A 15,504-nucleotide genomic window follows, 5' to 3' on the forward strand; every position below is an offset into this window, starting at 1 on the left:
AAAAACTGGCGCGGATCTTACGTGAAATGACGCTGATTTGCACTGTAGCGAAGGGCTGGCCACTGGCTGGCGCTGCAAAAACATGCCATAACAGAGAAACCAGTTTGGTTACGGGAGGTTAGTATGCATATCAGGGATATTATGACGACCCGGGTCGCCACCGTTTCAATGGATGATCGACTCCGAGTCATCAGGGATATCTTCGAGCAGGCACACTTTCGCCACCTGCTGGTGCTGGAAGAGGAGGCGCTGGTGGGGGTCATCTCGGATCGGGATCTGTTCCGCGCCATCAGCCCCTATCTCGACTCCGAAGCCGAGATGAGCCGCGATACCGAAACCCTCAACAAGCGGGCCCACCAGATCATGAGTCGTCAGCTCGTCACCATCGCACCCCATCTCACCGTGCGCGATGGCGTCAAGCTGATGCTGGAGAAGGGGGTCTCCTGCCTGCCGGTACTGGAGAATGGCGTCCTGGTCGGCATCATTAGCTGGAAAGATTTTCTGAAAGTGGCGCTGGAGAGTGACGCGCTGGTTTGAGTCCAACGCTCATCGCCATCAGCTGACAGACAACAAATAGAGAACAAATATAGAGAGAGGGGAGCCAAGGCTCCCCTCTCTCTATATTGGCTTTGCCGACAATGCCGATTGGTACGCCGCCAGCATCATCACGGCTCGGGCTGCCCTGCGACAAGACAGGAGGGGCCGCTGCCGGAGAGGTGCGGCTGAAGATGAGTGCGGATCTCCTGCAGGGTGCGCTGGTACTGCTGGGCATGCTGATCGAGAAACGCGGGGCTGTGCTTGAGGCGCCGCTCCAGGGTATCGACCAGCAGCGCCACCCTGGGGGCCGCCATACCCGCAGGCCAGCAGTGTTGCAGCAGCTCCAGCAGTTGCCAGGCATCGCCCGGCAGGGCGGGGAACTCCTCCAGCAGCTGCAAGCCCGCTTGCAGGGCTGTCTGATACTGGCTGGCCTGCATCGACTTGTGGCGCAGCTGGCGCAGTTCGCTCAGCCGTTGTTCTCTCGCCGTCAGGCGCTGGCCCAGCTCAGCCACCAGATGGTGGAACAGCTGGCGGGTGAGCGGGTGGGGCGCCACCCTGACGCGGTATTGGGTCAGCTGGGTCAGGTAACGCTGGGCGTGGTGGGGCAGGCCGCAGAACTGGCTGACCGCAAAGCCGAGCAGCAGGGTGAGGTGGTTGTCGCGCCCCTCATCCGGCTGGTGGTGGGCAATCAGGATCAGCGCCTCGTCAAAGCGGTACTCCAATCCCTTCATCAATGCCTCCAGCAGCTCATATTCGTGGGGTTGCAGGTGGACGGTGCGTTTGAGGTGCTCCCACTCCTGTTGCAGGGAGCGGATCCGGTTGCTGGAGGGGGCGCGCCACAGCACCGCCAGACTGGCATTGAGCATGAAGCTGTCGATGGCGAGCCGGACGCGCTGCTCGCCGAAGTGGCGCAGGGTCAGGCTGTTGGCCTGCTCCAGCACCTTCTCCTCATCTTGCAGGATCAGCCCGAGCAACATCGCCAGCTGATGCCAGCGTGGCTGATGGGGGCGGATCCGCAGCAGCTCTCCCATGGTCTCCCAGGCCGCCAACCAGTGATGCTGATGCAGCTGGCTGGCGAGTTGCAGCTCCAGTCGGGTGGCCATCGAGACGCTGGCCTGATGGCGCTGCAAGTCGGTCTGGGCGCTCTGCAATTTGCCGAGCCCCAGCATGGCGTAGAAGAGCCCGGCCCTTGGCCAGCTCGCCTGATACTCGTTGGCACAGAGGGCATAGTGCTGGGCGGCAGTGATCCGCTCGGTCGATTGCAGCAGCAGGTAGCCCTTGAGCCGATCCAGCCAGGGGGTCAGCGAGCGATTCTCCCGTTGAAACAGCAAGTCTTCACAGAGGGCGGTAGCCAGTTGCCACTCCCGCAGCAGAATGGGGGCGGCCAGCGTGCGGGTCAGGCTGCTTAACTTCACCAGCTGGCCGAGCACTGCGGTGAGCTGCTGGGTCATGAAGGGGAGGGACAGATAGAGGGAGAAGTAGAGATCCGAGGGGAGAAACTCCTGCTCGCTCTGATCAGCATCGAGCAGCAGCAATACACAACCGGGTTGCAGCAGGCCGAGATAGTGCGCTTCGTGCAGCAGCCGGGCTCCGTCAAGATCCTGCTGCTTGTCCTGCTGACAGATGATGGTGTCGAAGGCGTGCTGTTGCATCAGGGCCAGCAGGCCACTGCGCTCCTGGTTTGGATGGCTGTGGTAGTGGATCCGGTCGGCGGGCACCCCCTGTTCGGTCAGTTCCCGGGTGATGGCGCTACGGAGCAGGACATCCTCTTCGAGCAGCAGTATCGTCATGCAGGTACTTCCTGTGAGCAAACCATTAGGTTGATTATGGTAGACCCAAGAGGAACATAGGCACAGCACTCGCTGAGTGAAAAGCTGACAGTAGCCAGCAGGGTGCTGGAGGCGCACTATGGGCTGTTATTTCAATCGGTTATGCCATCGCTCAGGGCGGCAACCTGTTATTGCCGAGGGCGGGTTTGCGTCCCGAAGGGGCAGTCGCTCTGGCGGATCAGCCGCGACCCCTTGCCCTGTTCTCCCAGCCAGCTCAATTCCAGTTTGCCGAGGCGGCCAAGATGGCGCAGCTCGAACTCGTAGCGCTGGCAGAGGTTGTCCTGGGGCAGACTCGCCATACCCGCTGGCAGTCGGTATTGATAGCGAAGGAGTGGCCCATCCTCCAGCTTGCTGGCTACCGGCACCAGCCCCTCTGGGGTGGGCTGCGGCGCCCCGAGTGCGCGGCGCAAACTGAGCGGTGCATCGATCGCCTTTTGATAGTGCAAGCCGTTCATGGCCGCCAGCTCCTCTTCCAGCCGTTGCAACTCCCCTTCCAGTCCATTGAGCGCGGCCCCCAGCTGCTGGTGGGTCGTTGACGAGGCGCAGCCACCCAACAACAGGGTGGCAAGCAGCAGGGCGGCTCTGATGGGGGGCACGGCATCTCCTTGGCAATGACGATGAAGCGTGAAGGTCAGGTCGGTTGGCCCTGACTATAGCAGGGGGTTGCTCGGGGGCGTCCCCTGCAGCAGTTGTGCCAGACGGGCCAGCCCTTCGCCGACCCGGGCGTCGGTGGCGGGTTGGCTCAGGCTCAGGCGCACCCCTTGCGGAGCGGCAAACTGACCGGCGGCGAAGTGTTCCCCGCTCGCCACGCCAACGTCAAGGGCATCGGCGGCAGCAGCAAACTGCTGACTGCGCCAGGGCTCCGGCAGCGGCAGCCAGGCGTGCATGCTGCCCGGCTGCCAGCGGGCGGCGGGCAGCAGGTGGCGCAGCAGTTCGCCACGGCGTTTGAGGATCTCCCGCTGCTGCTCGACCAGCGGCATGATCTGGCGCTGACTGACCATTTTGCAGGCGAGCTCGATCAGCAGCGGGCTCACCATCCAGCTCGACAGTCGCATGGTCTGGGCTAAGGCGCCGCGCAAGTGGGGCGGGGTCAGCACGAAGCCGACCCGCAGGCCGCCGCAGGCGATCTTGGCCAGACTGCCCAGATAGATGACCCGCTCCGGTGCCAGATTGACCAGCGGCTGCGGGTGGGGATCCGGCAGCAGGCCGTTGACGTCATCCTCGATGATCAGCAGATCGTGGCGACGGGCGATGGTGACGATGGCCTCCCGTCGCGCCAGACTCATGATGGCGGTGGTGGGGTTTTGCAGGGTCGGGGTGAGGTAGATCAGCTTGGCCCGGCGGGTGCGGCAGGCGGCGTCCAGCGCCTCGGGCAGCAGCCCCTCTTCGTCCATCGCCAGCCCCACCACCTGATTCTTCAGCTGGCGGGCGTTGCCCAGCATGCCGGGGTAGCTCAGTCCCTCGCACAGGATGGTCTCCCCCACGCAATTGGTAGCCAGCAACGCCAGCATGATGCCGTGCTGGGCGCCGTGGCTGAACAGCAGGCGATCCTCACTGCAGGCCACCCCTTGCTCCGTTAGCCAGTTGACGAACTGCTGGCGCTGATCCGGCCGGCCCGCCTCCTTGTCGTAGCCGAGCAGGGCGTTGAGATCTCCGTCCGCCACTTCCCCCAGCATGGGGCGAATGATGGCCGCCCGATCCAGCTGTACCGGCAGGTTTTGCCAAAGCTCGATGCGGTGCCCCTCCTCCTGGCGGATAACCCACTCATTGGCGGGATCCGTGTTCGCTCCCTTGACCCAGGTGCCGTGGCCCACCCGGGCGGCTAGCAGGCCACGCCGCTCCGCCTCGCTGTAGGCGCGGGTGACGGTGCCGACGGTGACACCCAGACGATCCGCCAGGGATCTGTGGGTAGGCAATCGGGTCTGCGGTGGCAGCTCGCCATTCGCGATCCCCTGTTCGATCGCTTTGACCAGCTTGAGGTAGAGGGGGCCATCGAAGGCCGCAAGGTCTGGCGTCCAGATTGTCATGGTGACAATAAATCCATTGATCGAAAACTGAGGGCAATATAGCGTGAATTTCAACCTGATAACAACCAAATAGCACACATTGTATCGATGCAATGTGGCAACTAAGGAGTCACAATATGACGATGGAGTGGTATGTCACCCTGTTCGGTTTTGCCGTACTCACCTGCGGTACGCCGGGGCCCAACAACCTGATGCTGACGGCCTCCGGCGCCAACTTCGGGGTGCGTCGCACCCTGCCACATCTGCTCGGGGTGGGGTTGGGGCAGCCGGTGTTGCAACTGGTGCTGGCGCTGGGGCTTTATCCGCTGTTCGAGCGTTGGCCCTTGCTGCGCCTCGGTTTGCAGATCTTCGGCAGCCTCTATCTGCTGTGGCTGGCGTGGCGTATCGCGGTGGCCGGGGCGCCCAGTGATCCGGCCCGACGTGCCCGTCCGCTAACCATGCTGGAGGGGCTGGGCTTTCAGTTTCTCAATCCCAAGGCGTGGATGATGGGGATCTCCGCCATCAGTCTCTTCAGCCTGCCCGGCGCCAGTTACTGGTCGAGTCAGCTGGCGGTGATGGTCATGTTTGCGCTGGTGGCCCTGCCGGTCTGCTTTGTCTGGGTACTGTTCGGCCATCAGCTGAGCAACTGGATAAGCTCGGATCGGGGCTGGCGGCGACTCAACGGCTCCCTCGGTCTGCTGACGGCGCTCTGCGTGGTGATGCTCTGGTATTGAGCCGTGTTGCGCTGGAGGGGGAGGTGGCCTAGAAAGAGGCATTTCTGACTTGTCGCCACGGGGTTGGCTCTGCATATTAGAAGGCTTTCCCCATAACGGGGGCGTTGCATCGACAAGAGGTTGAGATGGATCTGAACTGGTTACTGCCCCTGGCGGGGTTTGCCCTGGTTACCTGCGGCACGCCGGGGCCAAACAATATGCTGCTCACCAGCGCCGGGGCGGCGCAGGGATTTCGCCGCACGCTGCCCCTGTTAGTGGGGGTGGTGGGGGGGATCAATCTGATGATCCTCGCTACCGCGCTGGGGCTTGGCGTGGTGTTCGAGAAGGTGCCGCTGCTGCACGATGGCCTCAAGCTTATCGGCTCGGCCTATCTGCTCTGGCTGGCGTGGAAGGTGGCGACTGCCAGCGGCCCGGCCGAGGGCAACCGGCCGCTCATTCCCGCTCATCAGGGGGCCATGCTGCAACTGCTCAATCCCAAGGCATGGATGATGGCGCTATCCGCCATCAGCGGTTTCACTCTGGCGGGGGAGGCTTACTGGTCCTCTGCGCTCTGGGTGTTGGTGATCTTCTTTATTACCGGCCTCTACACCGGGGCGTTCTGGGTGCTTTTTGGTGCCCAGGTGCGGCAAATCATCCGCACCGCCCGGGGTTGGCGGCGTTTCAATCTCGGCATGGGGCTGACGACGGCCGCCTGTGTCGGGATGATCTGGATTTAGCCCGGGGTTGACCCGGGCCTTTACCGGCTGTCTTGTGGGCCCTGCGGGGCCTTTTTTATCTCGTCCGCGTGGCCTTGCCTGCAAGGTGGCGTGGTTCTGCCCTCCCTTGGGATGAAAGGAGTTCATATGAAATGTATCGGTCTGCTGGGTGGCATGAGCTGGGAGTCCACTGTCAGTTACTATCAGGCGCTCAACCGCGGGGTACGGGCGCAGCTCGGCGGTTTGCACTCGGCGCGGGTGCTGCTCAACAGTGTCGACTTTGCCGGTATCGAGCGGCTGCAGCATGCCGGTGACTGGCCCGCGACCGCCCGCCTGCTGGCAGCGGAAGCGCGCAAGTTGCAGGATGGCGGCGCCGATTTCTTGCTGATCGGTACCAACACCATGCACAAGGTCGCCCCCGAGATAGAGGCGGCTATCGATATCCCGCTGCTCCATATCGCCGATGCTACCGCGGCCAAATTGCGGGCGGACGGGATAACCCAGGTCGGCCTGCTCGGCACCCGCTTCACCATGGAGCAGGATTTTTACAAGGGGCGCTTGCAGGAGCGCTTCGGGTTGGCGGTGCTGGTACCCGATGAGGCCGGGCGGGAGCGGGTACACAGGATCATCTATGACGAGCTCTGTCTGGGGGAGATCCGCGAATCGTCGCGGGCCGAGTATCTGGCCATTATCGAGGGGCTGGCGGCCGCGGGTGCCGAGGCGGTGATCCTCGGTTGTACCGAGATTGCCCTGCTGGTGGGGGATGCCCGGGCGGCGGTGCCGCTCTACGACACCACTGCCATCCATGCCGAAGCGGCGGTCGCGCTGGCACTGGCATCCGATTAATAAACTGGTCAGATCTCACTATTCATGCTTGTCTCATACCCCTTGCCATAAAAGCGTGTAAAATTGCGCCCTGAATTTTCCCCGGCCAACGCGGGTTGGCTGCGGTTTCCTAGCATGCAAGGCTGACATTGTGACTGAAGTAGATAGATTCGCGGATATTCGCCCCTACCGCGATGAAGAAGTGCCGGCAGCCATCGAACGGCTGATCCAGGATGATGAATTTATCGGCGCCATCGCCAAGTATCGTTTCGGTTCCCTGATGAGCTGGCTGGGTTGGGCCATCCGCCCGATGATCCGCCTGTTCCTGCGCCGCAAATGGTCAAAAGTGACCACGGTGCATCAGGTGCAGATGGGGGTCACCCGGTACATGTCCCGCATGATCGCCACCTCCACCAAGGGGGTGACCTTCTCCGGCATCGAGCATCTTAAGAAAGAGCAGGGCTATCTGTTTGTCTCCAACCACAGAGACATCGCCATGGATCCGGCGTTCGTCAACTGGGGACTGCACACCCACGGTTTCGATACCGTGCGCATCGCCATCGGTGACAACCTGCTGCGCAAACCCTGCGCCACCGAGCTGATGAAGCTCAACAAGAGCTTTATCGTCAAACGCTCCGCAAAGGGGCCTCGGGAGATGATGAAGGCGCTCGGCGAGTTGTCTGCCTATATTGGCAACTCGGTCCACGAAGGTCACTCCATCTGGATTGCCCAGAAGGAAGGGCGCGCCAAGAATGGCGATGACAAGACAGATCCCGCCATCCTCAAGATGTTCTACGTCGACGGCAAGAAGCAGAAGATCGACTTCGTCGACTACATGCGCAGCCTCAATATCGTGCCGGTCAGCATCAGCTACGAGCTGGACCCGACCGACAAGGCGAAGGCGCGCGAGCTTTACGAGAAGTCGGTCAACGGCAGCTACGAGAAGGGCGAGTTCGAGGATATCGAGAGTATCGTCGCCGGTATCGTCGGCATGAAGGGGCGGGTACATGTCTCCTTTGGTGCCCCCATCATCGAGGGCTTCAGCGATCCGGACGAGCTGGCCGCGCTGATCGACAAGGCGGTCTGGAGCAGCTACCGCCTCTTCCCCAGCAACTATCTGGCGGCCGATGTCTCCGGCAAGGCCAATACCATCGAGCAGGCCGCCTTCCTGACTCGTCAGTCAGAGGTGCCGGAAGAGCACAAGGCGATCTGGCGTGCGATGTACGCCAAACCGGTGGAAAACGCCAAAAAGGCTTGAATGAAACCGGTTATTAAACGGTTTTGCGAAAAAAACGGGCGCTGATGCGCCCGTTTTTGCGTCTGGTCAAAGTCGAGGAGGAAAGGGTGGTGAATAATATGGTTTCAGCTGGTACGATCACTATGAAAATGGGATTATGTCTCTTGGCAAGGTGCTGACGAGTGTGTAACAGTGCCCATATAGCTGAACATGAGCAAAAGCTCTAAATCGGTTTGCACGGATTGCAGACGGCATTATTGAAGGACCTGTCACAGGTCCTTTTTCATTGGCTGGCAAAGATGCCGCCCAGATATACCTAACAGGAAACAGACGCCATGATCACCGGTAGCCTGAACACCCTGCAGCGGACGCCGCTGCCCGCCCCGCTGGCCCGCATCATGGCCGAGGTGGTGAAGAGCGTGGCTCACTGGGGTGACGCTCCGCTCGGCAAGACCGAGATCGATGGCCTGAACCTGTTCTGTCTGGTGAGCGAGGATATGACCGAGCCAGCTGCGGATCGCCGTGGCGAGTTCCACTGCGACTATCTCGATATCCAGCTGCTGCTGCGCGGTGAAGAGTGGATAGGTGTGGGCCCCCACGACTACGTGAGCGACGGCGCCGACCATCCCCATCCCGACCTCTGGTTTGTCGATGACGAGCAGACCAGCTATCTGGCGCTGCAACCGGGCGATTTCGCCATCTTCTGGCCGGGCGAACTGCACCGCCCGCTCTGTACCTTCAACCAGCCCGCCAAGGTGAAGAAGCTGGTGGTCAAGGTACACAGAGATCTGCTGGCCAGCTGCTAAGCGCTATCCTTGGGTGTCAGAGACCCGATCACGACAGGGCCGCTTGCCCCGTCATGCATTGAAGCGAGTGATACGCACTTTTTAATGCGTTGAGACTAGCAAGAATTTAAAAATTGGGCGCACTTTCCTGCGACCATAAGCCCCCGGCAGGGGAATCCCATCCTCTTTTGGATGACACGACACTGTCGGCATAAAGCCGAAGCACAGGAAGATGTAGAAAATGAGCAAGTTGGTATTGATCCTTAACTGCGGTAGCTCTTCCCTGAAATTTGCCGTAATGGACGCCGAAACAGGTGAGGACATGCTGTCCGGCCTGGCCGAATGCTTCAATCTGGATGATGCACGTATCAAATGGAAACTCCACGGGGTCAAGGGCGAAGCCATGCTGGGAGCGGGTGCCGCTCACCAAGAGGCCCTCGACCATATCGTGGGTCACATCCTGCCGCAGGATCCGACTCTTGCCGAGCAACTGGTGGCCATCGGTCACCGAATCGTACACGGTGGCGAGCAGTTCTCCCGCTCCGTGCGCATTGATGACGGCGTGATTGCCGGTATCGAAGCCGCCATTCCGTTCGCCCCGCTGCACAACCCGGCGCACCTGATCGGTATTCGTGCCGCGCTGAAAGTGTTCCCGCAGCTGTCCGAGAAGAACGTGGCCGTGTTCGACACCGCCTTCCACCAGACCCTGCCAGAGGAAGCCTACCTCTACGCGCTGCCCTACAAGCTCTACAAAGAGAACGGCATCCGTCGTTACGGTGCCCACGGTACTTCTCACCGCTACATCGCGGAAGAAGCCGCGAAAGAGCTGGGCAAGCCGTTGAATGAACTGAACATCATCAACTGCCACCTGGGTAACGGTGCCTCTGTCTGCGCCATCAAGAACGGCGAATCCGTTGACACCTCCATGGGTCTGACTCCGCTGGAAGGTCTGGCGATGGGGACCCGCTCCGGTGATATCGATCCGGCCGTAGTCTTCTTCATGCACGACCAGCTCGGTTACAGCGTAGAGCAGATCAACCACACCCTGACCCGTGAGTCCGGTCTGCTGGGGATGACCGAAGCGAGCAGCGACTGCCGCTATGTCACCACCAACTACGCCACCGACGCCGGTGCCAAGCGTGCGCTGGATGTCTTCACCTACCGTGTGGCCAAGTATGTCGGCGCCTATGCCGCTGCGATGGACGGTCGTCTGGACGCCGTGGTCTTTACCGGTGGTATCGGTGAGAACGCCGCCATGGTGCGCGAGATGGTGCTGAACCGTCTGGCTCTGTTCGGCTTCAAGGTGGACAAAGAGGCCAACAACGCCGCGGTACTGGGTGGCGAAGGCCGCATCACCACCGCCGACAGCCGTTGCGCCATGGTGATCCCGACTAACGAAGAGTTGGTCATCGCCCGCGATGCCCTGAGCCTGGTCTGCTAAGTCAGCCTCGCTTTGAAACAACGCCCGGCCTGTGCCGGGCGTTGTCATTTCTGGCGTACGCCGATTTGACATGGGGGAGGGGAGCGGTACCCTGACCACCACTGTTTTTGCAGCCAGCGGGCTGCCCGGTTCGGGAGAGAGCAATGAAAGAGGCGTTTTTTAACTGGTTGTCGGGCCTTGGAGTGGAAGTGACCAGCATGATGGCGCTGGTGATCGCGCTGGGCTTTATCGTCATCACCTCGTTGCTGCTGCACATGGCACTGCACCGGGTGCTGCTGGTCCGGCTGGTGGGGATCCTCGGCAAGGCCAAGCAGGTATGGCTGCCGCCCCAGCTGCAACAGCGCCTCTTCAACCGGCTCGCTTTCGTGTTGCAGGGGGCCGTGCTGCTCGGTCAGGCGGAGATCTGGCTGCCCCGCCAATCAGATAGCCTGAAGCTTATCGAGATGGTGGCCCAGCTCTGGATCTTGCTGTTCCTGCTGCTGGCCTTCTTCGCTCTGCTCGACTGCCTGTTGTCGGTGAGCCGTTACACCCGCCTTGGTCGGGATTTGCCCCTGCGCGGCATCTTCCAGGGGGCCAAGCTGGTAGGCAGCATTCTGGTGGGCATCCTGATGATCGCCCTGCTGCTCGGCAAGTCGCCGCTGTTCCTGTTCAGTGGTCTGGGCGCCATGACCGCAGTGCTGATGCTGGTGTTCAAGGACCCCATCCTCGGGCTGGTGGCGGGGATCCAGCTCTCCGCCAACCGGATGCTGAGCGTCGGTGACTGGCTGCAGATGGACAAGTATGGCGCCGATGGCGAGGTGACCGACATCGGCCTTACCACGGTCAAGGTGTCGAACTGGGACAAGACCATTACCACCATTCCCACCTATGCCCTGATCTCCGACTCTTTCAAGAACTGGCAGGGGATGACCGAGTCCGGTGGCCGCCGCATCAAGCGCAGCGTCAATATCGACATGACCAGCGTGCGTTTTCTGACGGCCGATGAGCAGTTGCAGCTCAAGCAGGCGCAGCTGCTGGCACCCTATCTCAGTCGCAAGGAGCAGGAGCTGAGTGCCTACAATCAGCAGCTGAACGATGCCCTGAGCTGCCCCATCAACGGTCGTCACCTCACCAACCTCGGCACCCTGCGCGCCTATCTGGATGCCTACCTGCGTGCCCACCCCGGCATTCGCAAGGACATGACCCTGATGGTGCGCCAGCTGGCACCCACGTCAGACGGTCTGCCGCTGGAAATTTACTGCTTTACCGCGACAACGGCATGGGCCGATTACGAAGGGATCCAGGCCGATATTTTCGACCATATCTTCGCCATTATTGAGCAATTTCATCTGCGGTTGCATCAATCTCCCACAGGTTACGACATGCGTGCCTGGCAACGGGGATAGACAGGGAAACCGGGCGGGTCGGGGACGCGGAAAAATCCGCATATTAATCATCGACCCGTCGCCACTTGTCAGTTGAAATTTGCCGTGCAGAGGAGAAAAATGGCGGCCTTCTCTTCGCGCCCCTGATCCCGCTTGATCAGCTGCCAGCCCAGAGACGTCACTTCAAGTCATCATCATGGGAAAGTTATGAAGCTCCTTCGCAATAGTGTGGCAACACTCTGCTACAGCCTGCTGCTGACCGCTGCGCCGGTTTTCGCTGTTGAATATGCTCTGCCTGCGGCCAACAGCCGTCTGGTAGGGGAAAATCTGGAATACGTGGTTCCGGCCGAAGAGAACGGCCAGCCGCTGGAGGCCATTGCGGCGAAATTCCAGCTGGGGCTCACCAACATGACTGAAGCCAACCCCGATGCGGATCCCCTGCTGGTGCAGACCGGTGAGAAGCTGGTGATCCCCCAACAGCTGATCCTGCCGGACGCGCCGCGGGAAGGGGTGGTGCTCAACGTGGCCGAGATGCGCCTCTACTACTACCCCAAGGGTAAAAAAGTGGTGGAAGTGCTGCCCATCGGCATCGGCCAGCTTGGCACCGACACCCCGGAAAACTGGGTGACCAGCGTGCAGCGCAAGAAAGCGGGTCCGACCTGGACCCCGACCGCCAAGATGCATGCCGAATATGCCGCCCGTGGCGAGAGCCTGCCTGCGGTATGGCCGGCCGGCCCGGACAACCCCATGGGTCTGTTTGCCCTCTACATCGGCAAGATGTACGCCATCCACGGTACCAACGCCAACTTCGGCATCGGCCTGCGGGTGAGCCACGGTTGTGTGCGTCTGCGCAACGACGACATCGCCTATCTGTTCAAGCAGGTACCGGTCGGTACCCGCGTCCAGTTCGTCAACCAGCCGATCAAGGCCTCTCTCGAGCCCAACGGTGTCCGCTATCTGGAAGTGCATCAGCCGCTGTCACGCAGCGAAGAGGAGTTCAACTCCAAGCTGCCGGCACCGCTGCCGATGACCCCGGCGGTGACCCGCTTCATTGCCCACGCCGACAGCGACTCCCAGCTGGTGAAGCAGGCGCTGGAGCAGCGCAATGGCATGCCGATGGCGATCAACCGCTAACGGCAAATCCCCGTCACGACAAAGGGCGAACAGCATGCTGTTCGCCCTTTTTGTTTCTGCTGCGCTGGCTCAGCTTCGCAGCAGATTTGCCTGCAGCTCGCTGCCGAGCTGATCGAGCAGCTGATAGCGCGCCTTGTAGCTGGCCCGCTTGCGTGAGGGGATCTCCTCCAGCGTCTTGCGGGGCACTTCCAGCGGCAGGCTCATCCAGAGTTCATCCTGCACGCAGCCATGATGCTCCTGCCACAAGCCGTCGAGGTCGAACTTGACCCGATCGGCAGTGCGCTTGCTGCTCTGATAGACGTGGCTTTGGGTGCGGATCCCGAGCAGGCTCTTGCACGCCAATCCCCGGGCCAGCTCGGCGGCCATATAGACCAGCAGGGACATGGGGCGCAGCCCGCCGCACGCCTTGGTGACCTGCTTGATCTCCTCACTCTGCCCCTTGCCGCCCTGCAGCGAGCAGATCTCGAGGGTCGGGTTCGGCGCGGGGCGCAGATTGAGGGCCATGTAATAGAGCGCAGCGTCACCCAGCTTGAGGGTCAGGCTCATCTCTCCCTCTTTGCCCATGTGGGTTTGGTAATCCAGTTGCAGGGTGAGGGGGGCCGTCAGCTTGTCGCTCTGCCACTGGGCCAGCAGCAGGCCGCGCCCGCTGTAGATTGCCAGTTGTTGCGCCTTGGGCAGCTGACGTGCCAATTGCTGGTAGTGGCCGCTGATAAGCCCGGCTCGCAGGCGCTTGCGGAGCCCCTTGTGGCGATAGGGGTGGATCGGCTTTTCCAGAATATCGGGGAAGCGGCTGATCGCCTGCGCCAGCAGCGGTTGCTCCTGCTGCTGGCGATAGAGGGCGCGGGCGCCGGGATTGAGCCAGAGACGCCCCACATACTTGGCCCGTCGGATGAGATGACCCGACTCCTCCACCGGATGAAGGCGGCGGGCGAGGGTTCGCAGGTGTGACAGATGAGATGACATGGTGCCGACCTCTGACTGGTGTGATGAGACAGGGCGGGGAGTGTAGGAGCGGGGCGCTGGCTTGTAAAAAAATGGATAGTAACAAAATGTGAAAACATAACGCTCAGTAGCGGCTGGCGCTGCGAGATGACCACCACGGCCACGGCAGGAAATCTGGCGCCATCCTCTTGATGAGGCAGATGATTTGATGCGTAAAGGTTTTTATTGTGTTTTGTGTTTGTTAAAAGTGGTTGAGCTGGCGCGAACGGCTGATTAAGCTAGGCCGGTTTTTTAGGGATGAGCCCGTCACCAGAGCGGGCAGAAAATGACACAAAACGGAGTTTTGCATGACAGCTAGCACACCCATGTTAATCACCTTCCTGGTGTATATCCTCGGAATGGTGTTGATCGGCTTCGTCGCCTATCGCGCCACCCGCAACTTTGATGACTACATTCTGGGCGGTCGCCGGATGGGGAGCTGGGTTACCGCCCTCTCCGCCGGCGCCTCCGATATGAGTGGATGGTTGCTGATGGGCTTGCCCGGCGCCGTCTTCGTCAGCGGCATCTCCGAGAGCTGGATCGCTATCGGTCTGGTCATCGGCGCCTACCTCAACTGGCGCTGGGTCGCGGGTCGCCTGCGGGTACATACCGAGAAGAACCGCAACGCCCTGACCCTGCCGGACTATTTCACCTATCGCTTTGAAGATCACAGCAAGGTGCTGCGCATCCTCTCGGCGCTGGTGATCCTGCTCTTCTTCACCATCTATTGCGCCTCCGGCGTGGTGGCCGGTGCCCGTCTGTTCGAGAGCACCTTCGGCATGGATTACAACACCGCCCTCTGGGTCGGTGCCGCCGCCACCATCACCTACACCTTCTTCGGCGGCTTCCTCGCGGTGAGCTGGACCGACACGGTGCAGGCGACCCTGATGATCTTCGCCCTGATCCTGACCCCGGTCTTCGTCATCATCGCAGTCGGCGGGGTGGACAGCGCCATGATCGAGGTGGCCGCCAAGAGCGCCACCAACCTCGACATGTTCAAGAATCTGGATGTGATCGCCATTGTCTCGTTGATGGCCTGGGGCCTTGGCTACTTCGGTCAGCCCCACATTCTGGCCCGCTTCATGGCGGCGGATTCCCACCACTCCATGGCCAATGCCCGCCGTATCAGCATGACCTGGATGGTGTTCTGCCTCGCAGGCGCGGTGGCCATCGGCTTCTTCGGTCTGGCCTACTTCGCCCGCTTCCCGGAAGTGGCGGCTGGAGTGACCGGCAACCCGGAGCGGGTCTTTATCGAGCTCTCCAAAATCCTGTTCAACCCCTGGATCGCCGGTGTGCTGCTCTCCGCCATTCTGGCGGCGGTGATGAGCACTCTAAGTTGTCAATTACTGGTCTGCTCCAGCGCCATCACCGAGGATCTCTACAAGCCCTTCCTGCGCAAGAACGCCTCCCAGCGTGAGCTGGTGTGGGTGGGGCGCCTGATGGTGCTGCTGATCGCGGTGATTGCCATCGCCGTCGCCATGAATCCGGAAAACCGGGTGCTGGGGCTGGTGAGCTACGCTTGGGCCGGTTTCGGTGCCGCCTTTGGTCCCGTTGTGCTGCTCTCGGTGCTGTGGCCGCGAATGACCCGCAACGGCGCGCTGGCTGGCATGCTGGTCGGTGCCATCACCGTCATCGTCTGGAAGCAGTTCGGCTGGCTGGGGCTGTATGAGATCATCCCGGGCTTCCTGTTCGCACTGCTGGCCATCGTGGTGGGCAGTCTGCTGGGCGAAGCGCCTTCAAAAGCGATGCTGGAGCGTTTCCGCGATGCCGAGGAGGAGTACAACACCCCGGCCGAGAGCGCGGGAGAGCCGGTCGTGGTGAACTGATCCCCCTTACCGCTTTCTGATTGAGAGCCCCGCCCCCGGACAAGGAGCGCCCTGGTTGGCCATCCTTGCACCGGTTTGGCGGGGCTTTGTGCTATCTGATTCACTCTTGG

General features: G+C 61.3%; 14 protein-coding genes. 10 read left to right on the top strand and 4 right to left on the bottom strand.

What is annotated here, in order from left to right; genetic code table 11:
- The first annotated feature begins 123 nt into the window (after positions 1-123).
- A complete protein-coding gene (locus tag ACW5W8_RS09910) occupies positions 124-537 on the top strand; it encodes a CBS domain-containing protein (RefSeq protein WP_498627631.1) in 414 nt (137 codons plus the stop codon).
- A gap of 128 nt (positions 538-665) precedes the next feature.
- On the opposite strand, the gene ACW5W8_RS09915 is transcribed toward ACW5W8_RS09910, so the two are convergent.
- From ACW5W8_RS09915 to ACW5W8_RS09925, 3 genes are all read right to left on the bottom strand, one after another.
- Positions 666-2,327, bottom strand: coding sequence for a response regulator (locus tag ACW5W8_RS09915; protein WP_498627632.1), 1,662 nt, complete (start codon positions 2,325-2,327; stop codon positions 666-668).
- Between the two features lie 167 nt (positions 2,328-2,494).
- On the bottom strand, positions 2,495-2,962 hold the full coding sequence (locus ACW5W8_RS09920; RefSeq protein ID WP_021229520.1) for a hypothetical protein: 468 nt from the start codon (positions 2,960-2,962) through the stop codon (positions 2,495-2,497).
- A gap of 54 nt (positions 2,963-3,016) precedes the next feature.
- Positions 3,017-4,393, bottom strand: coding sequence for an aminotransferase-like domain-containing protein (locus tag ACW5W8_RS09925; protein ID WP_498627633.1), 1,377 nt, complete (start codon positions 4,391-4,393; stop codon positions 3,017-3,019).
- Positions 4,394-4,509: 116 nt separating this feature from the next.
- On the opposite strand from ACW5W8_RS09925, the gene ACW5W8_RS09930 reads away from it, so the two are divergent.
- From ACW5W8_RS09930 to ACW5W8_RS09965, 8 genes are all read left to right on the top strand, one after another.
- Complete coding sequence (locus ACW5W8_RS09930; protein WP_416004547.1) at positions 4,510-5,106, top strand: LysE family translocator; 597 nt, start codon at positions 4,510-4,512, stop codon at positions 5,104-5,106.
- Positions 5,107-5,231: 125 nt separating this feature from the next.
- Complete coding sequence (locus ACW5W8_RS09935) at positions 5,232-5,822, top strand: LysE family translocator (RefSeq protein WP_498627634.1); 591 nt, start codon at positions 5,232-5,234, stop codon at positions 5,820-5,822.
- A 126-nt stretch (positions 5,823-5,948) separates the two neighbouring features.
- Positions 5,949-6,647 (top strand): aspartate/glutamate racemase family protein, encoded by a 699-nt coding sequence (locus tag ACW5W8_RS09940; protein ID WP_498627635.1) that lies wholly within the window; start codon positions 5,949-5,951, stop codon positions 6,645-6,647.
- A 130-nt stretch (positions 6,648-6,777) separates the two neighbouring features.
- A complete protein-coding gene (locus tag ACW5W8_RS09945; RefSeq protein ID WP_498627637.1) occupies positions 6,778-7,884 on the top strand; it encodes a 1-acyl-sn-glycerol-3-phosphate acyltransferase in 1,107 nt (368 codons plus the stop codon).
- A gap of 314 nt (positions 7,885-8,198) precedes the next feature.
- Complete coding sequence (locus ACW5W8_RS09950; protein WP_498627638.1) at positions 8,199-8,669, top strand: NanQ anomerase/TabA/YiaL family protein; 471 nt, start codon at positions 8,199-8,201, stop codon at positions 8,667-8,669.
- A 220-nt stretch (positions 8,670-8,889) separates the two neighbouring features.
- Complete coding sequence (locus ACW5W8_RS09955) at positions 8,890-10,089, top strand: acetate kinase (protein WP_498627640.1); 1,200 nt, start codon at positions 8,890-8,892, stop codon at positions 10,087-10,089.
- Positions 10,090-10,232: 143 nt separating this feature from the next.
- Positions 10,233-11,474: a mechanosensitive ion channel family protein gene (locus tag ACW5W8_RS09960; RefSeq protein ID WP_498627641.1), complete on the top strand. Its 1,242-nt coding sequence runs from the start codon at positions 10,233-10,235 to the stop codon at positions 11,472-11,474.
- Between the two features lie 186 nt (positions 11,475-11,660).
- Positions 11,661-12,587: a L,D-transpeptidase family protein gene (locus ACW5W8_RS09965; RefSeq protein ID WP_042656463.1), complete on the top strand. Its 927-nt coding sequence runs from the start codon at positions 11,661-11,663 to the stop codon at positions 12,585-12,587.
- A 69-nt stretch (positions 12,588-12,656) separates the two neighbouring features.
- Here the strand turns inward: ACW5W8_RS09965 and ACW5W8_RS09970 are convergent, their stop codons facing one another.
- Positions 12,657-13,550 carry a VirK/YbjX family protein gene (locus tag ACW5W8_RS09970; RefSeq protein ID WP_498627643.1) on the bottom strand — a complete coding sequence of 298 codons (894 nt, stop codon included), beginning with the start codon at positions 13,548-13,550 and terminating at the stop codon, positions 12,657-12,659.
- Positions 13,551-13,876: 326 nt separating this feature from the next.
- On the opposite strand from ACW5W8_RS09970, the gene putP reads away from it, so the two are divergent.
- Positions 13,877-15,394 (top strand): sodium/proline symporter PutP, encoded by a 1,518-nt coding sequence (putP, locus tag ACW5W8_RS09975; protein WP_026035040.1) that lies wholly within the window; start codon positions 13,877-13,879, stop codon positions 15,392-15,394.
- The last annotated feature ends 110 nt before the right edge of the window (positions 15,395-15,504 follow it).

It is taken from the genome of Aeromonas aquatilis, from assembly GCF_054052405.1.